Source organism: Streptomyces sp. NRRL F-5135, assembly GCF_000719775.1.
GTDB lineage: Bacteria > Actinomycetota > Actinomycetes > Streptomycetales > Streptomycetaceae > Streptomyces > Streptomyces hebeiensis.
The window spans coordinates 268,936-289,871 of record NZ_JOHR01000008.1 but is presented as its reverse complement, the minus strand read 5'-3'; the positions used below and the strand labels follow the sequence as shown (position 1 = coordinate 289,871).

Sequence of the window (20,936 nt, the reverse complement as noted above, 5' to 3'; positions counted from 1 at the left end):
TCAGTCGAGCCAGTAGTAGCCGGACAGGTCGATCCAGGGGACGCCTGTGCCGTCCTGCGAGTACCACAAGATGTCGCCTATCCCGCCGGTGGAGGTGTTGGACGCGGGGCCGAGGCATTCCAGGCGGCCGGCGCCGACGACTGGGTCACCGGTCAGGCCGGATCCGCCTACCCACGAGCCGTACACGGTGGGGCGGCAGTCCTCCGGGACGGAGGCCACTTTGACACCAGAGACGGGGAAGACTCCGCCGTCGACGCGCTGCAATCGGCCGCGTAGGTGGACCTGTTTGCCGACGATGCGGCACTGGGGTGCGAACTCCGCTCCCTGGTAACCGGCTGCCGGTGTGACCGCGCGCCACGCGGCCAGCGGTTCGGAGATCGTGGCCCAGGTGTTGGCGGTGGCGGAGGTCTTGAGCCAGAGGGATCCGTCCTCGGCGGACACCGCGGTGTGGAGGGCGGCCCCGGCGTAGAGACTGTCCCGCTGGGCGCGGTTGGTGACGTGCTGGATCAGGTGCGGGTCGATCGCGCCGGCGAGGTCGGCGAGCGCTCCCGGCCCGACGGGCGCGTCGCCTCCGGCCGGGACGGGCAGCTGGGCGTATCCGATGGTCGGCATCGGTCCTCTTTCAGGCTGAGTAGCGGATGGTGATCGCGCCGCCGGTGACGGACATGTAGTCGGTGCGGCCGGAGGCGGAGATGGCCAGGCCGCGCGCGGTTCCGTTGGCCAGGGCTGTGCGCCAGGCGGCGGGCAGCGTCGCCGTCCCCCGGGCCCCGACCGACAGGCGCAGCAGTTCCTCCGGTCCGGCGCCGAGGGCGAGCTGCCCGGACGGCTCCGTCGCAAAGCTGTGCAGGTACAGGTGCAGCGGTCTCTTCGCGTTGAAGCCGGAGCCGCGCGCCCGGGTGAACTGGACGGTCATCGAGGAGACGGTCTTGCCGGCGCAGGCGGCGGCGATCCGCATGCCGTAGAACCAGCCACCGCGCCGGTCGCCGCGGCCGTTCCAGTCGCCTTGGGTGGGGTTGGCGGCGTAGTCGTCGGGGCGGCCCGCGCGCCAGGACCCGGCCGAGGTGGGGGTGATGGTGACCGGGCTCGGTGCGCGCGCCGGCGGCACGGGCGGCGGCGGGTCGGTGACCGTGCCGAGCTGGAGGTACAACTCCACCTTGCCGTCTGCGGTCTTGCGGGCGTGGAGGGTGGTGCCGGTCTGCCAGCCGGGCCCGTCGGGTGCGGTGGTGCCCCAGGTGACCGCGCGCACGACCTGGAGGTCGGCGGCGACGTCCCCGGCGATGTCCCGGACCTCGGCCTCGGACGCGCCGCCCGGGTCGTCACCGAGGCGCCAGACGACGACCGGGCGGGATCCCTGGGTGACGGCGACCCAGTCGCCGGCGGCGCGGTTGCGGTAGGAGTCGGCGCACGGGATGTCGAGCAGCAGTTCGTCCCCGACGCGGAGGTTGACGCCGCGGTCGGTGACGCCGTCGATCTGAGCGGAGCGAGTACGGATCCCGCCCGGGGTGTTGCTGGTGGCGGCCAGGGCGGCGCCGAGATCGGCGGCCGGATCGGACGTCATGTGAGCCTCCTGGCGGTCGTCCGGGTGGTGCAGGACTGCGTGGCGGCTCCGAGGGTGTAGGGGCAGGAGTCCACGACGTGCCGCTGCCACTCGCCGGGCCGCACCTCCACCTCCACCACGTCCCCCGGCTCCAGAGCCGGATTGCATGCCGCGGTGAAGCTGAGCGACGCCTGGATGCCGAGGGAGTCGGCGAGGCGGGCGCGGCCGACGTCGTAGCCCTGCCCGGTGGAGGTGATGAGCGGGGAGGCGTAGCGGGCCGAGCGGATCCGCACCCCCGTCAGGCCCTCGCGCTGCGGCGCGAGCGGGTCACCGACCGGATCGGGCCCGGCGTAGGTGAGGCTGCCTGGGTCGGAGTCCCAGACGTAGACCGGGCCGACCGCCGGCGCCCCGTCCCCACCATCCCCGCTGATACTCCACAGGTTCACCAGGCCCTCGGCGGACTCCTGCTCGGCGGGCTCCACCAGGGCGGTGCCGTAGGGGATGCGCCAGACGACCGGAGCGTTCAGCGTCGGCACCGGCCCGTAGGTCGGGATACCGGCGGCGTCGGCGTACAGTTCGGCGGCGAGCGCCGCGGCGATCCCGGTGTCCGTACCGGAGGAGTCCGTCCCCCCGGCCAGGGCCGCCCACCGGTCCTCGTCCACCACCCACCCCGGCAGCGGCGTGTCCGGCGCGATCCCGGCCAGCCACGCCACCGGCACCCCCGGCAGCGCCTCCCCGATCAGCGTCTCGGCCAGGGCCCGGGCGGTGTCCGGGCCGACCGTGCGCGGCGTCGGCAGCCGCGCCGCCCGCAGCACGTCCTCCCGCCCCAGCAGCTCGAGGGTGGCGCCGTGCCGGGTGCGGGTAAGCCGGTCCACCACGTACACCCCGGCCTGGATCCACTCCACGTCCGCGCGTGGCGCCTGGATCCCCTGGAACAGCCTGACCTGCGTGGAGACGGTGTTGATGCCGCTCCGGCCGAGGGGGATACCGATCAGGTCGACGCCGGCGGAGTAGCGGCACTCCGCGGTACGGTCCGGCCGCACCTCGCCCCCAGCCACCGCCGGCACGGGCAGCCACGTCCGCCCGCCGTCCGGTGACCAGTCCGCCCGGGCCGGCCGCCGCGCCGCCCCCGCGCACGCGGCCAGCGCGGCCGGAGAGATCGGCAGCATCAGGTGATCCCGTCCGTCGACAACGCCGCCCAGCTGCTGTAGCTCGCCGCGACCGCGTCCCACGTCGCGAAACGGCGTGCGACCTCGTCCCAGGACCAGCCCGGCATCCGCATCGGCGCACCGCCGGTCGCCGGCCGGGCGATCGGCTGGATGGTCCAGGAGAACTGGTAGCCCTCGGAGGATCCGAGCCGCCCCGTGGGTGTGGGGCCGGTGATGTCGCCGGGCACGAAGTACGCGTCCGGGGCCAGGTAGCCGGGCCGTGTCTGGGCCAGCAGCACCCCGGAGCGCAGCAGCGCGCGTACCCGGTCGACCTGCTCGGGCGGTACGTCGATCGTGACCGGGTAGGTTTCCGCGGCGTGTTCGTCGTAGGCCACGACCCGGTACGGGCTGCCGGGGATCTCGGCGATGTCCTGGCGGCCGGCGGCGGCCGGGCCTGGCCACTCCACGAGCATGGCGCGCAGCGACAGGCCGGGCTGGTCGAGGCTCTTGATCCACAGGTCGCGGTCGTCGCCCGGCTCCGGGGCGGGCACGGTCACGGCCAGCGCCGATGACGGGCCGGTCGTGCCGTCGGCGTACTCGGGGACGGCTGTGTACACCACCGGCACCCCCAGTGGTGCCTCATGGTCGTACGCCGTCCCGGCCCCGCCGAGCGCCCACGCCGGATCGGCTGAGCGCACCGGGACCGGTCCGGCCGCGCCGGGGTCGGTGCGGGTGATCCGTACCCGGCGCACGTCCGCTGCCCCGGGAAGGGGTGTCCCGGCCCGGTAGTCGACGGCCAGCACCACCCCGGCCCACTCGTCCTGCACGGCGGCGAGCCACTGGTCCGGGCTGGTCACCCGCACCGGCGGCTCCACCTGCGGCGCCGACGGATCCACGATCAGCGGCATCCGGTTACCCCCTTGCTCCTGCGCGCTTGCGACTGATGACCTTGCTCAGGCCCTTGTCGACCCGCAGGTCGATCCGGGTATCGAGCTGTGTGCCGTCCTCGAGGACCAGGGCGACCGTCCGGCCGTCGAGCGCGGCCAGCACCGCGGCGATCACATCCGCGATGTCGGTCCGTCGCGAGGACACCGGCACGACCGCACCGGAGGGGACCGCGGCCGCGCCGACACGGGCGGCGGTCCGGCCGACGGCGGGCAGCGTGCTCGCCATCCCCGCGACCACCCCCGCCCCCACATCCGCGCCCGCCGCCTCACCCTTCCGGGAGGGCGAGTGAGCGTCGATGCCCTTCTTCGACCGGATCGCTTTGATCGCCTTGTCGCCCAGCCGGGTCATCGCGGCCTGGATGGCTTTCTCCTGGCCGATCAGGCCGGTCAGGAAGCCCTTGGCGGCCATGGTCCCGGAGTCATACATCAGGTCGGCCATGGCGTTGCCGTAGCCGGTGGCGAGCTTCCCGCCCGAGGCGACCAGAGCGTTCAACTGCTTGATGTCCCCGCCAGTCGCCCGCGACACCAGCCCGGCCAGCTCCGACTCCGGACCCAGCTCGGCCAGTTGACTGATCAGCGCTTTCGACGCGCCCCGCTTCTGCGCGGTGGCGATCGCCGACTGGAAGGCTTTCACCGTGTCCTGCCGGGACTTCAGCCCGGCGATCACGTCCCCGACCGAGGTCGCGCCGTTCACGGTGGACAGGGCCAGGAAGTCGTTCACCGACTTGGTTTTGTCCGCCGCGTAGCCCTTCGCGGCCGTGATCTTCGAGCTGATCGCGTCGCGCTGCTTCGCCATCGCCTGAAGCTGCGTGGACGCCTTCGACGTCGCGGCGACCATGGACTGGCCGGCCTTCCCCGCCGCCCGCAGATCCTTGGTCAGCTCCCCGGCGGCCTTCGCGATGTCAGCCGCGCTACCGGTCAGCGACTTCTTGAACGCCGTGAGGTCCGCGGGGAGCTCGCTGCGGGCCTTGGCCTGAGACTTGGCCAGCGCGGCCGCGCGAGCTTTCGCGCCGCTGGTGCCGGAGGCGAAGCCGCGCAGCAGCCCCATGCCGGCGGCCATCCGCATCGAGGTGGGCGAGTCCCACACCGTGGCCCCGCCCGCCCCGAACCTCACCAGCTCGGGGCCGCGTTCGCCGACCCACGCGACCTCGCCCGCGCGGGGCCGGCCGCCGTCGGCGTACCCGCCGGGCCGGTTGTACGCCGCGGACAGGCTGCCGTACCGCGCGAGTGCGTACCGCATGGACGCGTAGATGTTGGCGAGCGGGTCGTAGATGCCTCGTGAGCGGAGCGAGCCGGCGTAGGCGTTGAACGTCGCTCCGATGGTCTGCATCAATCCGCGTGACGGGTCGCCGTTCTTGGCGTTGATGTCCCAGTTGTTGATCGCGCGCGGGTTGCCGCCACTCTCCTGGTTCATGCGCCGCAGCACGGTCTGGAGGAGTGAGGCGGGCTGGCCGACCATGCGGAGGGCCTGGAGGACGACGGGCGCCCACCGTTGGACGCCGGAGCCGCCGATGTTCCCGCTGCCGCCGGAGCCTTCGCCGATCAGCTTGGTGACCATGGACTTGATGCCGTCCACGGCCAGGTGCGGCACCCGCGCGATCGCCTTGCCCCACTTCCCGCCGGTGATCCCGGAGAGTTTGCCGAGGACCGGCTTGAACAGGCTGGTCATGGCCTTGCCGGGGTTGGTCAGGAAGTCGACCGCCCCGCTGACCGCTCCGGTGACCTTGCTGACGGCCTTGCCGCCGAGGTCGCGCAGGGAGCCGATCACGCCGCCGTCCGCCATCAGCTGTGTGCCGGCCGCCGCGTGAAGGGCGAGTGCGCGCCGCCGGTAGCGGGGGTCGGTCGGGATGACGTACTCGGGGTGCGCGGGGTTACCCTCACCGACGATCGCTGTGGGCCGGTTGTAGATGCCCGGCTCGGTGCCAACGGTCCCGCCGCGCGCGAGCAGCTTGACCTTCTTCAGCTTGTGCTCGTCCAGCCCCACCCACCCGGCGATGCTGTTCCACGCCTTGAGTAGACCGTTATTCCAGACGGTCCCCAACACGAAGTTGACCGGTGTCTTGGCCGCGTCCTTGATGCCCGCCCAGGCTTTCTCCACAGCCTCCTTGGCGACGCGGAACGAGTTCCCGATGGTGCCGACCACGGACTTGAGCCGGTCGAAGATGGGCCGGATGCCGTTGTTCCAGACGCCGGCGATTGTCGACTTGATGCCGTTCCAGACCGGGCTGATGACCTTGTCTCGCAGCCAGGTGAACACTGGCCCGAGGGTGGAGCGCAGAAACGAGCTGACGGTCACCAGGACGGGCCGGATCCCGGCCGTCCACGCCACGGAGATCGCCGTCTTGATCCCGTTCCACACGGGCTTGACGATCGTGTTGTAGAGCCAGGAGAACGCGAGCCCGAGGGTCTTGCGGATGACGGCGGCGCCGACCTCGAGGACCGGGCGGATCACCGACCACGCGGCGGTGATCGCCGTGCGGATCCCCGACATCGCCGGACTCACGGCGTTGGTCCACAGCCACATGAACGCGGATCCGACCGCGCTGGCGACGGTGCCGACCGCGCGGCCGAACGAGACGACCCCGCCGACAACGGACGTCAGCACGCCGATCGCCGTGCCGAGCACGGAGAACACCGTGGAGAAGACGGGCCCGACGAAACGGATGAGGGCGGGCACGACGAATCCGATGATCTTGGCGGCCATCTGGCCGAGCCAGGACACCACCGTCGTCACCACGGAGATCACCGGCTGTGCGCGTGTGACGAGTTCGGAGAGCTTGGCGCCGATCATCTGGACGGCCGGCACGACCCGCTGCTGCACGAAGTCGGCGACGGACCGCAGGATGGGTTGCAGCGCGGTCATGAACGCGGAGTGCACTTTGATGATGGCGGGCCAGACGGTGCCGCCCAGGATGGACGCGATCCGCCCGAACAGCCCGAAGATCGTGGTCAGGACGCCGCCGGCCAGGTTGGTGAACGCGGGCAGCAGCCGCGTCGACACGACGTTCCACACGCCGGACAGGGCGGGCACGAGGCGGGCCTGCACCAGGTCGGCCAGACTGCGTGCGGTCAGCCCGATCCGCTCCATCACCCCGGCGAACCCGGACGAGGTGACGTCGTCGCCACCGGCCTTGAACGCCGCGAACATCGCCTTCACGCCGCCGCCGACCTCGTCGGACACGACGCGCGCGGCGAGCCCGATCCGCTCGAACACACCGGCCAGCCCGGACGAGGTGACGTCGTTTCCGCCGGCCTTGAAGGCCGCGCCCATCGCGGTGACCGCGCCGCGCACGATCTTCAGCGGTGGGGCGACGGCGGTACGGACGATGCCGCCGAATTTGGTGAGGGCGGGGATGACGTAGGTGCCGACGACGCCGACCAGGCCCTGCATCGCCGTGCGCTTGAACTGGTCGATCCTCGAGCTGGCGTTGTCGCGGAGGGACTTGCCGGCCTGGTCGGCGGCGCCTCCGATCTTGCCCAGCCCCTGGGCGGCGGTGTCCAGGTCCATGGAGTACAACGCGCGACCCATGTCCTCGGCCTTGGTACCGAACAGGCCGACGGCCGCGGCCTCTCTGGCCACGGGGTCTTTGATGGCGCGGAGGCCGTCGAGGACCTGGCCGAGACCTTCGCGAGCGGACGAACCGCCGCGGGCGATTTTCGCGGTCATCTGCTCGGCGTTGAGGCCGATCGCCTGGTACGCGGTCGCCGATGTCTTCGACCCGTCGACCGCCCGGATCGAGAACTCCTTCAAGGTGTCGGCGGCGGTGTCGGCGTCGCGGGCGCCGCCCTTGAGTGCCTGCGACAGCAGCCCCATGGACGACGACGCGTCCAGGCCGAGCTTGCGGAACTGGGTCGGGTACTCCGAGTACGTGTCGAGGAGGTCTCCGGCGACGTTGACACCGGCCTGCGTGCCCTTGGTGAGGACGTCCAACGCTCCGCCGGCGTCTTTCACCAGACCGGTTTTGATCATGGTGCCGACGGCGCGGCTCGTCTTGCCGAGGTCCTCGCCGAGGATGTTCGCGACGTCCGCGATCCGCGTGCCGAGCTGCGTGATCTGCTTGTCCGTCGCGCCGGTCGGCAGCAGCCCCTGCTGCATGATGTTCTTGATGGCGTCCGCGCCGGACTGCACATCGTCCACCACCGCCGTGGTGTACAGCTTCCCGGCGAGGCGTCCGTAGCGCTGCGCGTCCTTGCCGCTGGCGCCGAGCTGCGCGGCGAGACGGCCCTGGATCTTCCCCTGGTCCAGGGAGTCGGTGAACGCCTTGGTGAACAGAGCGGCTCCGGCGATGGCGACGCCGGCGATGCCGGCCTTGACGGCGCCGCCCATGCCGCCGAGGAACCCGCCGCCGGAGTTCCGGCCTGCGGACTGGCCGGCCGAGGCCGACGGCGCGGCGATCTGCTGCTGCAGGGCCGCGCCGAACCCGCGTGTCTCCGGGACGATCGACACGTAGCCGACCCCGACCTCAACCGGCATGGTTCAGCCCCCTTCCGGTGGACTCGGTTTCGTCGGGGGCAGCACCATGCGGTTGATCCGCTCGAACGCTTCCCGTGCCTCGACTCGGCGGGTGGTGTCGGCGGCCGCCTTCTCCTCGGGCACCGGATCGCCCGGCCGCCATACCGGCTCGGGCCACGGCGCTGCCGGCTGGTCCTCGCCGCGGTTCGCGTTGATGAGCACGGTGAGGATCTGCTGGAGGAGATCGGTGTGGTCGGCGGCGGCCCAGTCCCGCTGGGTCCAGTGGTGGCCGGCCTGAGCGCGCGCGGCCGCGCCGTCCGGAGGCAGGCCCTCGACCATCACCCGCAGCCACCGCAGGCTGATCCGGCCCTGCCAGAAAGCGGTCAGAGGACCGCCCGGCCCGTAGCCGTGGTAGTGGTGGGCGAGGTCCGCCTCGACCGCCTCGGGATGGTCGCCCAGGACATCGAGCACGCTGTACGTCACGTACTCGGTGTCGTCGTCCTGGGCGTCCCCTCCTACGCCCGGGGCGGCTTGTGCTTTCCCACCGTGTCCTGCATCTCGTTGCGGGCGGCGACGTACACGAGCATGAGCGACTGGGCGTCGCCGCCGCTCTTGACGAACGCGTCCCACTGGTCGCCCAGGAGGATCTTTCCGGTGTCCTCGTTGCCCTTCGCGGCGTCGACCTGAGCACCGAACTCATCACTGGTGAACATGGGGTGCGGGAAGGTGTAGATCTTCCCGTCGTCCGTCTCGACCTCGACGAACTCGCCGCCGACCGCCTCGGCGTACGAAGCCTTGACGGCGGACAGACGGTAACGGGCCTTTCCGGGCTTGGACATGGTGTCTCTCTTTCTCGGGTGAGCGGCGGGTGAGCATCAAAGAGGGGCGGGGGACGGTGGGGCTCACCCAGAACCGCCGTCCCCCGCCCCGTACATGGGTGGGCTGGTGGTTACGGGGTGGCCATGGCGCGCCAGCCGGGGCCGTCGACCCACTCCTTCTCGGCGGTCTTGAGGACCGGGTCCCGGAACGCCTGGACGGTGACCGGCCACTGCGTCTCCGAGCTACGCGCCCACTGCTGGTCGTCCTTGGAGGTGACCCGGCTGCGCGGGTAGTGGCGGACGATGTAGATCTCCAGCCCGTTGTCGGCGTAGTCGACGCCGATCGCCAGCAGCCGGTAGTACGGCGTCCTGGGCACGGCCGGGCGGGTCATCGCCCACGCCTCGCCGATCTCCGGCAGGGCGTCGGCCCCGGACAGCGGCAGCCCCCTGTACATGGACACGGCCGCCGAGTTGGTCTCCTGCGGTACGTACTGCGCCGTCAGGACCTCGGTTTCGACGTCGGACCGGGTCGGCTCCACGGACTGGGAGCTGGTGACGTCGACCATGGACAGATCGGTGGTGAAAGTGATCCCGTCGTCCGTGGTGTACCCGATGGGTACGTAGCCGGCCGGGAGGGCCGCGAGGGTGCCGTCCGCGGTGACGAACGGCGCGGTGACGGCGGGCGCGGTGTAGTCGGCGGCGTAGATCACCTGGACCAGCTGCTTGCGGATCAGGTCGGTACGGAGCCCGTCGTCCAGGACGGGCGGGGGCGGGGTGCTCATGGCTCCTCCAACAGGCAGCCCCCGGCACCAGAGAGGCGCGGGGGCGAGGGGACAGGGATTCAGGTCAGGGCGCGGCCGCGGACGGACATCTCCACGGCGAACGCGTACCTCGGTAGCGAGGTGTGCGGGTCGGGCAGCAGGTTCGGGCCGCCGACCTCGGCCAGGTCGTAGACGGTCACCCCCGGCGGCTGCCGCCCCGGGACGGCGAATGTCAGCGCCCGCACGAGCTGCACCAGGTCCCATGCCGTGCCCTCGTCGGGGGCCCAGCAGTGGATATCCAGGCGGGCCCGGTCGGTGATCAGGTCCTGGCGGGCGCCGCCGATCCGGCCGACTGTCACGAACCGGGCGGGCCGGTCGTCCGGGACGCGGGTGGCGACGTGGACCGGCTCGGCGCGGGTGGCCAGCTGCGCGCGCACGTACCGCACGTACACCTCCACCGCGTCCGGATAGGCGACCGGGGCCGGGGCGGGGGGCATCAGTCGGTGCCGCGGGCGCCGTCGAGGCCGCGCAGCAGCGCCGCCCGGGAGACGGCCGGATCATCGGCCGCGTAGTCACCGATGACCGCGCCGCGTACGCGACGGTCTTCGGTCTGGACGTCCGTGCGGAACTGCCCGCCGCCCGCCGAGGCCGAGCTGGCGGCGGTTTCGGCGGCGCGGGTCTTCCGCTCGATCAGCCCCCGCGTCTCCTCGCTTTTGAGGAAGCCGGCGATGTTGCGCCGGTTCGGCACGAACCTCACACGCGCCATGACGGTTCACCCCTTCACGTACTTGAGTCGGATCTCGTAGTGGTGGAGCTCGGCCGGTTCATACGCGGGTGCGGCCGGCCCGATCACCTCGAAGGTGAGTGGCCCGTGGTGGATGCGGTCCTGGCCGTGGACGGTGAGCTCCTGGCCGTCCACGTCGACCGGGTTGCAGATCATCAGCCACTCGCCGATCTGCGCGTCGCGCTGGTCGGTGTCCTCGCTGCCGGTGTTCTGCTGCATCCACGCCTGCACCCCCGAGCGGGTCGACGCGGTCCAGTCGTTCACGGTGTTGCCGTACCGGTCCGTGGTGGTGCCTGGGTGCTCGACCTGGACCAGGTGTGGCAGCAGATCGTCGCCGATCACCAGAACCACCGAGGCCGGCAGTCCGCCGGATCGTCCCGCCACCCCGGGAGCCCCTGGTCAGCCAGGCTCACGGTGTAGGCGGCGTCCGCGTCCGGGTCGGATCCCTCCGGCTGGAGCTGTTCTTTCTCGTCGTCGGTGAGGTAGAGGCCGCCGTCCTCACCGAGCGACTCGCTGTACTGGCCGATCGTGCGCTGCCGGTAGCCGCCGGGGTTGGCCATGACGCGGCGGACGACAGCGACGCAGATCGCCCGCAGTGTCTCCTCGTCGGGTGTGTGCCCGGTGGGGATGTGGCGGCGCATCAGCGCGGACGCGTCCTCCAGATACGCCACGACCTGCGCACGGCGCCGCCCCGCGAGAGTGGCGCCCGACCGGGCCTCGTAGTCCTCGACCGTCGCGAACGCCACCACCGGTTACTCCTTCGGCGGGTCGGGGTCGAGAACGCCGGCGGCCTCACAGGCGGCGATGATGTCGTCCCGGCTCGCATCGGCGGCGACCTCGACATCCTGGTCCTGGGCGAACTGCTGCCACGCCTCCTTCGTGGCGCCCTTCCCGGTACGGGGCGGCGCCTGGCCCTCTCCGCCGCCCTGACCGGCCGGAGCCGGCGGGCTCTCCTGGCGGCCGCTGCCGTCGTCCTGACCGTCGGTGGCCTCGGGGCGGGGCCGGTCGGTCCAGGCATGCGCGCCGATCCGGCGGGCCACCGCCGGCGGAACTGTGTCGTCGGGCCCGTAGGGGATGCCGTCGACATGCACGTAGGTGATCAGTCGCTTGGTCATGCCAGCACCTGTGCCTTGAACGTGAGGTTCGGTTCGCGCAGGACCGGGATGCCGACGGCGGCCGCGTGCGTCCACAGGCGGACGGGGTCCTTGGTCTTCCATGTCGCGGCGACGATGCCGGGCTGGTCGCCGGGCTGGAGCGAGTAGTCGTCCTCGAGGGCCTCGGCCGTGGTGCCCAGGAGCGTGGCGCCCAGGTCGGTCGGCGTTGCGGCGGTCGGCGTGCCCGGCTCGGGAAGCAGCGCGATGGCGTTGCCCGGCGTGATCCGGGTGGCGACGCCGTCGACCTTGACCCGGGCGTCGTAGATCTCGATCGGCGGCAGGCCCATGGAGGCGAGCACGCCGTTGACCTGATCGTTCGTGGCCATCGGGGCGGTGCCGGCGGGGGCGAGGGGGTAGACCTGCCGGATCACCTGGTCGCACTGGGTCATGTGCTGGAGGACGGCCTTGGGCATGAGGATCACGGCCGGTGTCTCGCCGTTGGTGTCCTCATACGTCTGCACCCACGACTGGAGGTCGGTGAGTGGGGTGGCGTTCGCGTGGTCGGACCAGAGCACGGCGGCGATGACCGAGTGGGACGCGGTGCGCCCGAAGTCGACGGTGGTCTTCAGCTCGGGCACGGGCACGGCCGCGTTGACGAGTGCGGCGCCGCGGCCGACCTCGAAGCGTGCGGCGATGTTCCGGGCGAGCCGGGCCGCGTCGCGGGCGATGAACGGCAGCGCGTCCTCACGGGTGAGCTTGCGCAGCCGGAGCCGGTCGTACTCGTTGAGGGGGATCTTCTCGCTGATCGGGGGCAGTTCGCCCATGACCTTGCCGATTCCCTCACGGCGGCCGATCTTCGACTCGGTGTCCCACGACCGGTAGGAGGCCGTCTCGGCGAGACCGCCGCCGCCCTTGACGAACTCGTAGGTGATGTCGTCGACTTCGACGTTCGGCAGCCACCGCGACAGGCGGAAGCGGTTGACCTGCTGGTCGGCGAGCGCCGCCCGGATCAGGCCGGTCAGCTGCGTCGGCTCGATGAACTCGGTGTCCAGAACCCAACTCATCTATCTCCCCTTCCTTTTCAGATGAACCGGATCGAACCGGCGACGTCCGCTTTGCCGGCGGCGTCAACGGCCACGGGCAGCCGCGCCTCGCGGACCTTGCCGTGGGTGAACAGCGCGGCTGCCGGGTCGAGCGTGTTGACCGCCGGGGCCTGGACGGCGGAGAACAGGAACCCGATGAGGGTCTCCCTGCCGTCGGACGCGCCCGCGCTGTAGGGGCCGTACTTCCCGCTGGCCGTTACCTGCCCGAGCGGGATCCCGGACTTGAAAAATCCTTCGGGGTAGTGGGTCGCCGGGGTGAACAGCGATGTGTCCAGGACGATCGTCTCGGTCGCCTGGGTGCCGTGCTCCGAGCCGAGCCACGACTGATCGTCGCTGCCGAACTGCTCGGTCCTCTGACTGAGTTCCATGGGTGTGATCCCTCCAGATCAGGTCTTGTCGCCGCCGAGCAGCTGCTTGTACAGCTCCCGGCCCTCGTCCAGGGAGCCGCCCCGGCCGCCGCTGCCGCGCTGGCGCGAGCCCTGGTAGCCGCCGCGCGTACGGCGCCGCGTGTCGCCGCGCCCGTCCCCGCCGCCCGTCTCGCCCTGCCCGCCGTCACCGTCGCCGTCCCCACCGTCGGGCTTCTTCGGCGCGAGCCGGTCGATCAGCTTCGCCAGGCCGTCCTCGTCCACGTCGCCGTTGGCGTCGATGTACTTGGCGAGGTTGACGTCCTCCACGACGTCCGCCGGATTGTCGAGACGGCCGACCGCACCAGCGAGGAACACCTGCCGGGCCAGCATCGACGCACCGCGCGAGCGCTCCTCGGCAACGGCCTTCTTCACCGCTTCGCTGATCGCCTTCTCCGTGTCGGTGGCGTTCGCGGCCTTCAGCTCGTCGCGCTCCCGCGCGGCGTCGGCGTTTTCCTTGGCGCGCTGCTCGTGCTTGCGGGCGAGGTTCTTCCACTTCTCCACCTCGGACGACTCGCCCGTGCCGGGCTTGGTGTCGCTCTTGTCGTCCTTGGTGTCCTTGCTGCCCTTGTCGGGCTTGCCGTCGCCGCCCTTGTCGTCGCTGCCGTCGTCGCCGTCCGCGTAGAACACCGGCGAGAACAGACCGGCCGGGTAGGGGTGCGACCAGCCCGGCGTCTGGACAGAGAGCAGGGGGCGGCGGATACGCGTGTGCATGATGTCTCCCGTGTCGGGTGGGTGAGCAGGGGCAGAGGCGCCGTGTCGGCGCCCTGCGGTCACCGGCCGGGGATGTCGTCCGGGCCGGTGAAACGGTCGCGGCGGACGGCCAGCAGGGGCCCGTACTCGCCGTGCTGCCGGGTGATGATGACGTCCCGGTAGTCGGGGGAGCGGCCGCCGCGGTCGGAAGCCCCGGTGTCCCGGGCGATCGCGTCGTGAGCCTCCTTGAGCAGCTGCTCAGCGATGACCTGCCCGGGGTCCCGGTCACCGGGCAGCGGCTCGGGCTTGCAGTGGCAGCCCGGATGGATCGGCATCAGCTCAGCCACCCGGTACCGCTGCGTTGAGGCGATGGTGCACAGGGCGCAGTTCTTCCCCGACGACAGCCGTCGCCGGTAGAACTTCGCCCCGGCCCGCTCCATGGACTGTCGGGCCGCGTGCGTGCGGGCGAGCTGGAGATCGGTCTCGGTGATGGACAGCAGCCGGGTACGGCCCTGCCCCACCGCGTCCACGAAATCGTGCCCCGCCGACAGCGCCGTCCAGGTCTGCACGAACGGCCGGCGGTAGACCTCTTCCGGCGGCACCCCGCGCAGCTCCTCGGAGAGGGCGACGCCGACCGGGGCGGCCGCGCCGCCGAGCATGTCCGCGATCATCGCGGACAGGTAGGCGTCGGTCAGGGTGCCCATCTGCTGCTGGGTCGCCAGCACCACCGGCAACACCCGCTCGAGAAACAGGGCGGCGTCGGCGTCCCGGTACTCGCCGAGGGAGTCGAACGCGTCCAGCACGAAGCTGATGAGCCGGTCACGCAGACCGCCGGACAGCGCGTCGTACCGGTCCGACAGCGCCGTCTGGAGCGCCTCACCCATCGAGCGGCCCCGCGTCGTCGGGCACGTTCCCGGCCGTCGGCGCCCCGGCGGGGGCCGGCAGCAGGGATGCGCTCAGGAGGGCCTGGGCGGCCGCGCCGGCGGTGATGCGCTTGACCCGGGCCGGTGTCTCGCCCATCTCCTCGGCCACCACATCCAGCGGGTAGCCGATGCTCTTGAGCTTGGTCGCGGCGTCCGCCTTGACGGCGAGGGAGATGTGCGCCGGGTTGGCCCACCGCACCTCGGCCTCGGTGTAGTCCTCGGGGACGCCGGCCTGCGCGGCCGCCAGGGCGAGCACGGTCTCCAGTCCCTCACCGAACGCGGCGATGTGCTCGCGCATCTTCGCCACGTGCAGGATGTCCAGCGCCGAGACGGTGTCCGCGCCGATGTTGATGATGTCGCCCGCGTAGTAGTAGGCCGGGGTCTGCGACAGGATCAGCATGTCCCGCACGTCCGACTGGTGTTCCTTGAGAAACCCGGACAGGTCGGTGGCGTCCAGCTGCCCGAACGATGCTTCCTTCGCCTCGCTCGCCCAGATCGCCGACGGCGACGGAACAAACGGCTGTTCCACCGTCACCAGCCCGGTGGCCGGGTCGGTCTTCTTCGCGAACTTGTGGCCGGTGACGTACTTCTGCCGGAACGCCGAATACCGGGATGCCGTCATGCGGTTGAGCACGCCCATGTTCACCCGGTCCTGGATGTCCATCACTCCGGCGAACTCCGGTTCCGGGTCTTCGCCCAGGTCCGGCATCCGGCCGAACTCCACCAGCCGCATCATGCCCAGGTCATGCGGCTCGCCGTCCTCGTCGCCCTCCCACACCCAGGAGTCCGGCCCCCACGGCAGCCGGCGCCCCGAGCACCGCTCCCGCGTCCGGTAGGAAAAGTCGACATCATCGAACATCACCCGGGCGTAGCCGTAGCCGTCGATGTCGTCGTGCCACGCCTTCAGCCCCACATAGGGCTCGCCGGTCTCCGGGTCGCTCTCCACGATGCACTCACGCGGGTGCTCCTGGGTGATCAGCGGCGAGGGCCGGCCGTTGTCCTCGGTCCGCTTCGGGTGCGGCCCGACCAGCATGTAGCCCACCCCGCGCGCCATGGCCAGACGCCACGTGAGCTTCTGCCGCGAATCCAGCCGGCTGCGCTGCCACCAGCTCATGGCCCGGTCGTCCGGCTCCCCGTCCGGACCGGTCACCCCCAGCGCGAACAGCCGGTGCACCGAGGCGTTCGCGATCAACTGGCAGAAGTTCGTCCGGGACTTCCGCTGAAAGTCGATGAACGCCTGTTGTGCGTTCTTCGGGAGTTCCGGCAACGGCGGCCGTCCCCGGTAGTACCGCCACCACTCCTCGTGCGTCCGCTGCCGTGCCCGCAGCTTGCGGCCCAGCCGCAGCAGCCACCAGTCCGGGGAGTCCGGGGTGTCATCCAGCATGTCGCCCCCTTTCCGGGCTGGTCAGAACGTGAACCCACCGACCTCTTCCTCCTCGGCGGGGATGCCCTGGGCGATCGCGTCCAGCCGGCACTGCCACGCCAGGACAGCGGCAACGATCGCGTCGATCTTGTTCGCGGAATCGGGGTGCTCTTTCATGATCTGGAGGCCCGACTTCGACGGCCTGCGCCGCGCGTTGAGGCCGTGGCGGGTCAGGGACGAGGACCCGTCGTAGGTCAGCTCCCGCTCGGTGACCGCGGTGTGGAACTTCTCCAGCGCCCGCACGATCAGCGTTGAGCGGCCACCTGTCATCCACCACTCCACCGGATGGTTCCGGGTCGCCTTGACCAGGAGCCGCGGACCGTAGTCGGCCTCCCAATCGGCGACGTGGCTCTCCCATTTGGCGGGGTCGGCGTACATGCCGACCACGTCGTAGGTGTCGAAGGCGTCGGCGACGGCGGCCAGGACCTCGGGGACCGGCACCCGCCAGCCCTTGCTCCCCTTCGGGGCTTCCCACACGCGTATCTCGAAGAGATGCCCATCGCTCAGGCGGCAGCCGATGAGGGCGGTCGCGTCGGCGACGCCCCGGGTGCGCTGCCGGGACCCGTCGAACCCGAGCACGATCCGCTCACCGGGCAGGGCTTCCTTCGTGCGGTCGGCGACCGCGGTCAGCTCCGGCTCGGACAGCCAGCTGTCTGTGGCGTGGGTGATCTGGTTCAGGTAGTCCGCGCGCAGGTCCTGGACGTCGTTGCTGGTGTCGTGGAAGTCCGCCACCAGCCGGCTGATCGGGGACCAGCCGGGCTTGCACGGCGGATCGTGGAGCACGCATCCGTCGGGGTGGTCCGAGCTGTCCCCGTACGCGTACCGCAGACCGGCGACCAGTGAGGCGTCGTCCTCGATGTCCGTCGTCCCGGGCGCCTCGCGGTGGTCGACCACGATGCCGCGCGCCTGAGACCGGCCGTCGAGGATCGCCTGATAGTCGGCCGCGGAGTTCTCCGCGACGCTGCCCTCGCCGGGGGTGAAGGCGTTCGGCGTCTCGATCAGACTGCCGCCGAGCTTGCCGGCGTTGAACCGCATGGTCTTCGCTAGCCGGACGCCTCCGTTCCCGACCTTCCATTCCTCGGTCTGGTCGAGGATCGCGAAGCAGATCGGGTTGCCCTTCGCGGACGCGGCACTGGAGGTAATCGGCTCGATCTTCCCGCGCGGCAGGTGCACCACGGTGTCCAGGGCCTCGACACCGTAGTCCGCGGCGAGGCTCCCGCCCCGTGCCATCTCCAGCAGCGGCAGCCACGAGTTCTCGGTCTGCTGCTCGGAGACGGCGGCGAGCTGGATGAGCGGTGTACGGATCGAGTGCCACGGCCGGCCGACCGGCTCGCCCGACGCGTCGAAGCCGTCGGCGACGACGTCGGCGCACGCCTCGGCGAGCGCCACCCCGGCCAGGAACGGCGACTTGCCCCAGCCCCGGGGGCGGGAGAGGACACCGCGCCGCACGATCCGCTTCCCCGTGTCCGGGTCCAGCTCGTAGTAGCGGCACAGGAATTCCGCCTGCTCCATGGTCGGGATGTACGGCGCGTACTCCTCGAGGCCCGGCTGCGCCAAGTTGGCGATCATCCAGTCCAGGACGTACCAGCCCAGCGTCGGCAGCTCGCCCTCGTACTCAGCGCCCCGCCACGGCACGGGCCGCCATCCGTACCTCAGTGCGTCGGATCACCGCGTCGATCTGCTGCCAGTTCTTCCGGCGGTAGAAGCCCGGCAGACGTACCAACACGTACTCGGTCATCCCGTCGATCGCGCGTGGTGTGCTCGCGTACACCATCCGGCTCCGGGGGATGCCGTGTCCTTTCGCCCACGCCCGTGCGTCGTCCCGAGTGGCACAGCAGATCAGGTAGATCACGGATCCTCCCCCTCACTCTGCCCCCGGCCCTGGGCGGTCCTCCCGCCGGGCATCATCCGCAACTGCCCGTACGTCTCCCGTGCCGAGGGGGCGCCGGAGGACCCGCGGCCTCCGTCCAGGCCGTCCGCCTCCGCGAACACCATCCGCAGCCGGGCCCGGTCCGCCGGCGTCGCCCCGAACGCCGCCACCCGCAGCCGCAGTTCGGGTGCGGCGGCCAGCTCACCGCGCCACAGCCGGGCGTGGATGAGGGCGGTGTCCAGGAGGTACTCCCAGTCCGTGCTGCCGAAGTGCTCGGCCTGCGGACTGTCGATCCAGGTCTGCCACCACTCCCGGGTGCGCTCCGGCCAGACGAAATCGACCAGCTCGCCGTCGCGCTCGACCCGGAAGTCCGGCAGCTCCGGCGCCTCCGCGTGCTCCCACCGCAGCACGGTCTGCGGCACGGCCTCCCGGTTCCGCCGGACCCGCTGGCTCTTGGGGACCGGCCCCTGCCCGGCCATCAGGTCACGTCCAGCGTGTCCGTGGTCGTCAGCAGCCCGCGGGCACCCCACACCCGGCACATCTCCGCGGTACGCTCCGCCCGGTCGCCGGACAGCAGCTCGGAGTCCGGTGCCAGGCCGTCCACGATGATCAGGAACGGGCTGGTGGTCTCCTCGCCGTGGTGTTCCATGGGCAGGTCGAGGATCTGGATACGGGCCATGGCTGTGTGCCTCCCTTGTCGGGTACGCCGCAGCGCGCCCGTGCCGGGCGGCTACAGCAGTTGGGTGATCAGTGCGGACAGGTCGCCGAGCCGCCGCGGCGTGTCGCCGAACGTCTCGCCGGTGACCGCGATGAAACGGCCGGTCCCGTACAGCTCGACCGAGCCGCCGCTGGTGGTGATGCGCCTGCCGTGCGGCAGGTCGCCATGCCCCCAGATGTGCAGCCCGGTACCGGACCGGGACACCTCGACCCACGTGTCGGGGGCGGAGTCGAGGATGCTCTGTGCCCAGGGCAGCGGGATGCCGGCGCCGTCCAGGGCGTGGTCGAGGTCGAGGCACACGACGCCGTCGCCGTTGAGGACGAACCCGAGCCCGGCGCCGGCGGTCGACCGTACGGCGTCGCGGTGCCGGGACCAGGTGGACGCGTCGGTGCTCGAGGCGATGTCGCCGGTGCTGGTGAGCGGGACCTTGCGGGCGGTGTGCCTAACCCACCGGGGGCGGCTGGTGAGCTCGGCCGGGACCGTGCGGCGCGCGCGGTGCGCGGCGACGCGGCAGCGGGTCGAGCAGTACCGGGCGTCGGCCCGCGCGGTCAGCGGCATCTGGCCGGGGCAGTGTGCGCAGGGTCGGCTGGTCATGCCCCCATGATACCCCGAATGTAACGACTATAGCTACCTGACCTGCGTAAATACCGTTGGCGGGTGTGGGGTCGGGAGGGTGAGAGGCGTTCTGCGGCCCCACCGCCGCGCGCCATCGAATCACCCCACCCGACCCCCGTTCGCCACGCACAGAGCAGCCCAGGACCCTGTGCGCGGCCGTTTTCCCCAGACCCGTACATGTTGCGAGCCGCAGCACCTCCCGGGCCCCAAGAGGGGCGGGGGGAGGGAGTCACCCCCCAGGGGTGCGGCCGGACGAACCAGGGCGCGGCGGCGGTCAAATGAGTCCGGGGTGGCGTTCCGGCGGCCGCCGTGTCGTCTCGCGCCAGCGCGCGGCGGTGCCTTCGCGGGAGGACTTGACGGCGTGGTGGTCGGCGCACAGGGCCTGGAGATTTTCGGGGCGGTGGTCGTGGCGGTCGCCGATGTGGTCGACCTGGTTGGCGTGGCGTCCGCAGACGGCGCCGGCCTCCCGCCAGCGGCAGCGGTGCTCATCGCGCGCCAGGACCAGTGGGCGGATGCGGGTGTACCAGTCGGGCGGCAGCTCGGCGCGCCGGTTGCTGCCCGCCCATCCGCCGCTCATGCTGTGCCGTCCTCGGGTTCGTCGTACCGCTCGGTCTCGTCGTCCTGGTCGGAGCGTTCGATGGCCGAGTCGAGCGAGACGCGGTCGAGGTCGCACTGCGCGGTGAACCCGATCGGTGTCCGCTTCGGCTCGGTGTCGGCCGGCTCGTGGTCGAGGGCGGTGAGCAGCCGTATGGCGGTGGCCTCGATCTGGTCGAGTGTGGGCTGCTGCTCGCCGGGGTCGGTCCTGATGTCGATCTCGCGTGTCCCGTCTGTGAGGCGTACGCGCATGGGGGCGGGTTCCTCTCGACGGGGGGCGGGTCAGGTGCGAGGGGGCCAGGTCCACCGGCCGGGGGTATCGCCTTCCGGGCGGGAGGTGACCCAGAGATCGTCTGGCCCGTCAAGGATGAGCCGCAGATTGCACAGGGTGCCGTGCCACACGCGGACGATCAGAGCAGGTACTGCGTCGCCCTCGTTGACGAGGTTGCCAGCGGCGAGCTCGGGATAGATGCGGCGTTGGCTTGCGATGCGTTCGACGTCCGTCGTCTTCAGCCGGTAGTGCACGATGCGGCCGATGGTGGGTTGCACGGGGTGGCTCCCTTGGGGACACCCACGGCCCCCGGGGTGAGCCGGGGGCCGTGGGTGTCTGTGTCCGGGCATGCGGAACTTGCGGCCCATGATGCATCGATCAGTCACGCAGCGTCAAGCGCGGTCGTGCGCATAGCCGTTGGCCTGCGGATTTGCGGGGTCGGTGGGTACGGTGACGTGCGCGGTGCGCAGCTTCCCGCCGAGGGTGACGGTGGCATGGACGGGCTCGGTGCCGACGGCGCCCGAGCCGTAGGCGTCGGCGACGAACGCGGACAGCTCATCGAGCGTCATGTGGCGCGTGGTTGCCGTGTGTTCGATCTTCTTCGCCATGCGTGTCACTTCCCTCAATGTGTGGTGCGGCCCCGTGGCAGGGGGTACCGACGGGGCCGCACGCCGGTGGGCGCAGCGGAGCGGGAGGCCCCGGCCGGTTTGGTGGGATCACCGCTGCGTCGCCGGGTGTGTCACAGTACGCGCGGTGATCACTCGTGTCACCCCTGTTGCG

The 20,936-nt window shown here is 71.3% G+C and carries 27 protein-coding genes; all 27 read right to left on the bottom strand.

Annotation, left to right across the window (positions count from 1 at the left end; genetic code table 11):
- A complete protein-coding gene (locus IG02_RS0116390; RefSeq protein ID WP_030747667.1) occupies positions 1–612 on the bottom strand; it encodes a hypothetical protein in 612 nt (203 codons plus the stop codon).
- Positions 613–622: 10 nt separating this feature from the next.
- On the bottom strand, positions 623–1,558 hold the full coding sequence (locus tag IG02_RS0116385; protein WP_030747664.1) for a hypothetical protein: 936 nt from the start codon (positions 1,556–1,558) through the stop codon (positions 623–625).
- Positions 1,555–2,706, bottom strand: a complete 1,152-nt coding sequence (locus IG02_RS0116380; protein WP_030747662.1) for a hypothetical protein — start codon at positions 2,704–2,706, stop codon at positions 1,555–1,557. The genes IG02_RS0116385 and IG02_RS0116380 overlap by 4 nt, the downstream gene beginning before the upstream one ends.
- A complete protein-coding gene (locus IG02_RS0116375) occupies positions 2,706–3,593 on the bottom strand; it encodes a hypothetical protein (protein ID WP_030747660.1) in 888 nt (295 codons plus the stop codon). Before IG02_RS0116375 ends, IG02_RS0116380 begins: the two co-directional genes overlap by 1 nt.
- Before the next feature lie 4 nt (positions 3,594–3,597).
- Positions 3,598–8,106 (bottom strand): phage tail tape measure protein, encoded by a 4,509-nt coding sequence (locus IG02_RS0116370; protein WP_051765135.1) that lies wholly within the window; start codon positions 8,104–8,106, stop codon positions 3,598–3,600.
- A gap of 3 nt (positions 8,107–8,109) precedes the next feature.
- The gene (locus tag IG02_RS36460; protein WP_078854524.1) at positions 8,110–8,568 is read right to left on the bottom strand and encodes a hypothetical protein; all 459 of its coding nucleotides are present in this window, start codon (positions 8,566–8,568) and stop codon (positions 8,110–8,112) included.
- A 32-nt stretch (positions 8,569–8,600) separates the two neighbouring features.
- Positions 8,601–8,924: a hypothetical protein gene (locus IG02_RS0116360; RefSeq protein ID WP_030747651.1), complete on the bottom strand. Its 324-nt coding sequence runs from the start codon at positions 8,922–8,924 to the stop codon at positions 8,601–8,603.
- A gap of 110 nt (positions 8,925–9,034) precedes the next feature.
- Complete coding sequence (locus IG02_RS0116355; protein WP_030747649.1) at positions 9,035–9,685, bottom strand: hypothetical protein; 651 nt, start codon at positions 9,683–9,685, stop codon at positions 9,035–9,037.
- Between the two features lie 59 nt (positions 9,686–9,744).
- Positions 9,745–10,161: a DUF3168 domain-containing protein gene (locus tag IG02_RS0116350; RefSeq protein WP_030747645.1), complete on the bottom strand. Its 417-nt coding sequence runs from the start codon at positions 10,159–10,161 to the stop codon at positions 9,745–9,747.
- Positions 10,161–10,430 (bottom strand): hypothetical protein, encoded by a 270-nt coding sequence (locus IG02_RS0116345; RefSeq protein ID WP_234314765.1) that lies wholly within the window; start codon positions 10,428–10,430, stop codon positions 10,161–10,163. Before IG02_RS0116345 ends, IG02_RS0116350 begins: the two co-directional genes overlap by 1 nt.
- Positions 10,431–10,436: 6 nt before the next feature.
- The gene (locus IG02_RS0116340) at positions 10,437–10,790 is read right to left on the bottom strand and encodes a hypothetical protein (RefSeq protein WP_030747639.1); all 354 of its coding nucleotides are present in this window, start codon (positions 10,788–10,790) and stop codon (positions 10,437–10,439) included.
- Positions 10,787–11,194 carry a hypothetical protein gene (locus IG02_RS0116335; RefSeq protein ID WP_234314764.1) on the bottom strand — a complete coding sequence of 136 codons (408 nt, stop codon included), beginning with the start codon at positions 11,192–11,194 and terminating at the stop codon, positions 10,787–10,789. Before IG02_RS0116335 ends, IG02_RS0116340 begins: the two co-directional genes overlap by 4 nt.
- A 6-nt stretch (positions 11,195–11,200) precedes the next feature.
- Positions 11,201–11,563, bottom strand: a complete 363-nt coding sequence (locus IG02_RS0116330) for a hypothetical protein (RefSeq protein WP_030747634.1) — start codon at positions 11,561–11,563, stop codon at positions 11,201–11,203.
- A complete protein-coding gene (locus IG02_RS0116325) occupies positions 11,560–12,606 on the bottom strand; it encodes a major capsid protein (RefSeq protein ID WP_030747631.1) in 1,047 nt (348 codons plus the stop codon). The genes IG02_RS0116330 and IG02_RS0116325 overlap by 4 nt, the downstream gene beginning before the upstream one ends.
- 17 nt (positions 12,607–12,623) lie before the next feature.
- The gene (locus IG02_RS0116320; protein WP_030747628.1) at positions 12,624–13,013 is read right to left on the bottom strand and encodes a head decoration protein; all 390 of its coding nucleotides are present in this window, start codon (positions 13,011–13,013) and stop codon (positions 12,624–12,626) included.
- Between the two features lie 18 nt (positions 13,014–13,031).
- Positions 13,032–13,763, bottom strand: a complete 732-nt coding sequence (locus IG02_RS0116315) for a hypothetical protein (protein ID WP_030747626.1) — start codon at positions 13,761–13,763, stop codon at positions 13,032–13,034.
- Positions 13,764–13,822: 59 nt separating this feature from the next.
- Positions 13,823–14,626, bottom strand: coding sequence for a hypothetical protein (locus IG02_RS0116310; RefSeq protein WP_030747623.1), 804 nt, complete (start codon positions 14,624–14,626; stop codon positions 13,823–13,825).
- Positions 14,619–16,049 carry a phage portal protein gene (locus IG02_RS0116305; RefSeq protein ID WP_030747620.1) on the bottom strand — a complete coding sequence of 477 codons (1,431 nt, stop codon included), beginning with the start codon at positions 16,047–16,049 and terminating at the stop codon, positions 14,619–14,621. The genes IG02_RS0116310 and IG02_RS0116305 overlap by 8 nt, the downstream gene beginning before the upstream one ends.
- Before the next feature lie 21 nt (positions 16,050–16,070).
- Entirely contained in the window at positions 16,071–17,723 is a 1,653-nt protein-coding gene (locus tag IG02_RS0116300; protein ID WP_030747616.1) for a terminase, read from the bottom strand.
- Positions 17,704–17,940, bottom strand: coding sequence for a hypothetical protein (locus IG02_RS41590; RefSeq protein ID WP_158712317.1), 237 nt, complete (start codon positions 17,938–17,940; stop codon positions 17,704–17,706). Before IG02_RS41590 ends, IG02_RS0116300 begins: the two co-directional genes overlap by 20 nt.
- On the bottom strand, positions 17,937–18,437 hold the full coding sequence (locus tag IG02_RS36455; RefSeq protein ID WP_037803051.1) for a hypothetical protein: 501 nt from the start codon (positions 18,435–18,437) through the stop codon (positions 17,937–17,939). Before IG02_RS36455 ends, IG02_RS41590 begins: the two co-directional genes overlap by 4 nt.
- The gene (locus IG02_RS0116285) at positions 18,437–18,637 is read right to left on the bottom strand and encodes a hypothetical protein (protein ID WP_030747610.1); all 201 of its coding nucleotides are present in this window, start codon (positions 18,635–18,637) and stop codon (positions 18,437–18,439) included. The genes IG02_RS36455 and IG02_RS0116285 overlap by 1 nt, the downstream gene beginning before the upstream one ends.
- A gap of 51 nt (positions 18,638–18,688) precedes the next feature.
- Positions 18,689–19,270, bottom strand: a complete 582-nt coding sequence (locus tag IG02_RS0116280) for a DNA primase (protein ID WP_030747608.1) — start codon at positions 19,268–19,270, stop codon at positions 18,689–18,691.
- A gap of 295 nt (positions 19,271–19,565) precedes the next feature.
- Positions 19,566–19,868: an HNH endonuclease gene (locus IG02_RS0116275; RefSeq protein ID WP_030747606.1), complete on the bottom strand. Its 303-nt coding sequence runs from the start codon at positions 19,866–19,868 to the stop codon at positions 19,566–19,568.
- Positions 19,865–20,137, bottom strand: a complete 273-nt coding sequence (locus IG02_RS0116270; RefSeq protein ID WP_030747603.1) for a hypothetical protein — start codon at positions 20,135–20,137, stop codon at positions 19,865–19,867. Before IG02_RS0116270 ends, IG02_RS0116275 begins: the two co-directional genes overlap by 4 nt.
- 30 nt (positions 20,138–20,167) lie before the next feature.
- On the bottom strand, positions 20,168–20,434 hold the full coding sequence (locus IG02_RS0116265; protein ID WP_030747600.1) for a hypothetical protein: 267 nt from the start codon (positions 20,432–20,434) through the stop codon (positions 20,168–20,170).
- Between the two features lie 114 nt (positions 20,435–20,548).
- A complete protein-coding gene (locus IG02_RS0116260) occupies positions 20,549–20,764 on the bottom strand; it encodes a hypothetical protein (RefSeq protein WP_030747597.1) in 216 nt (71 codons plus the stop codon).
- Between the last annotated feature and the right edge of the window lie 172 nt (positions 20,765–20,936).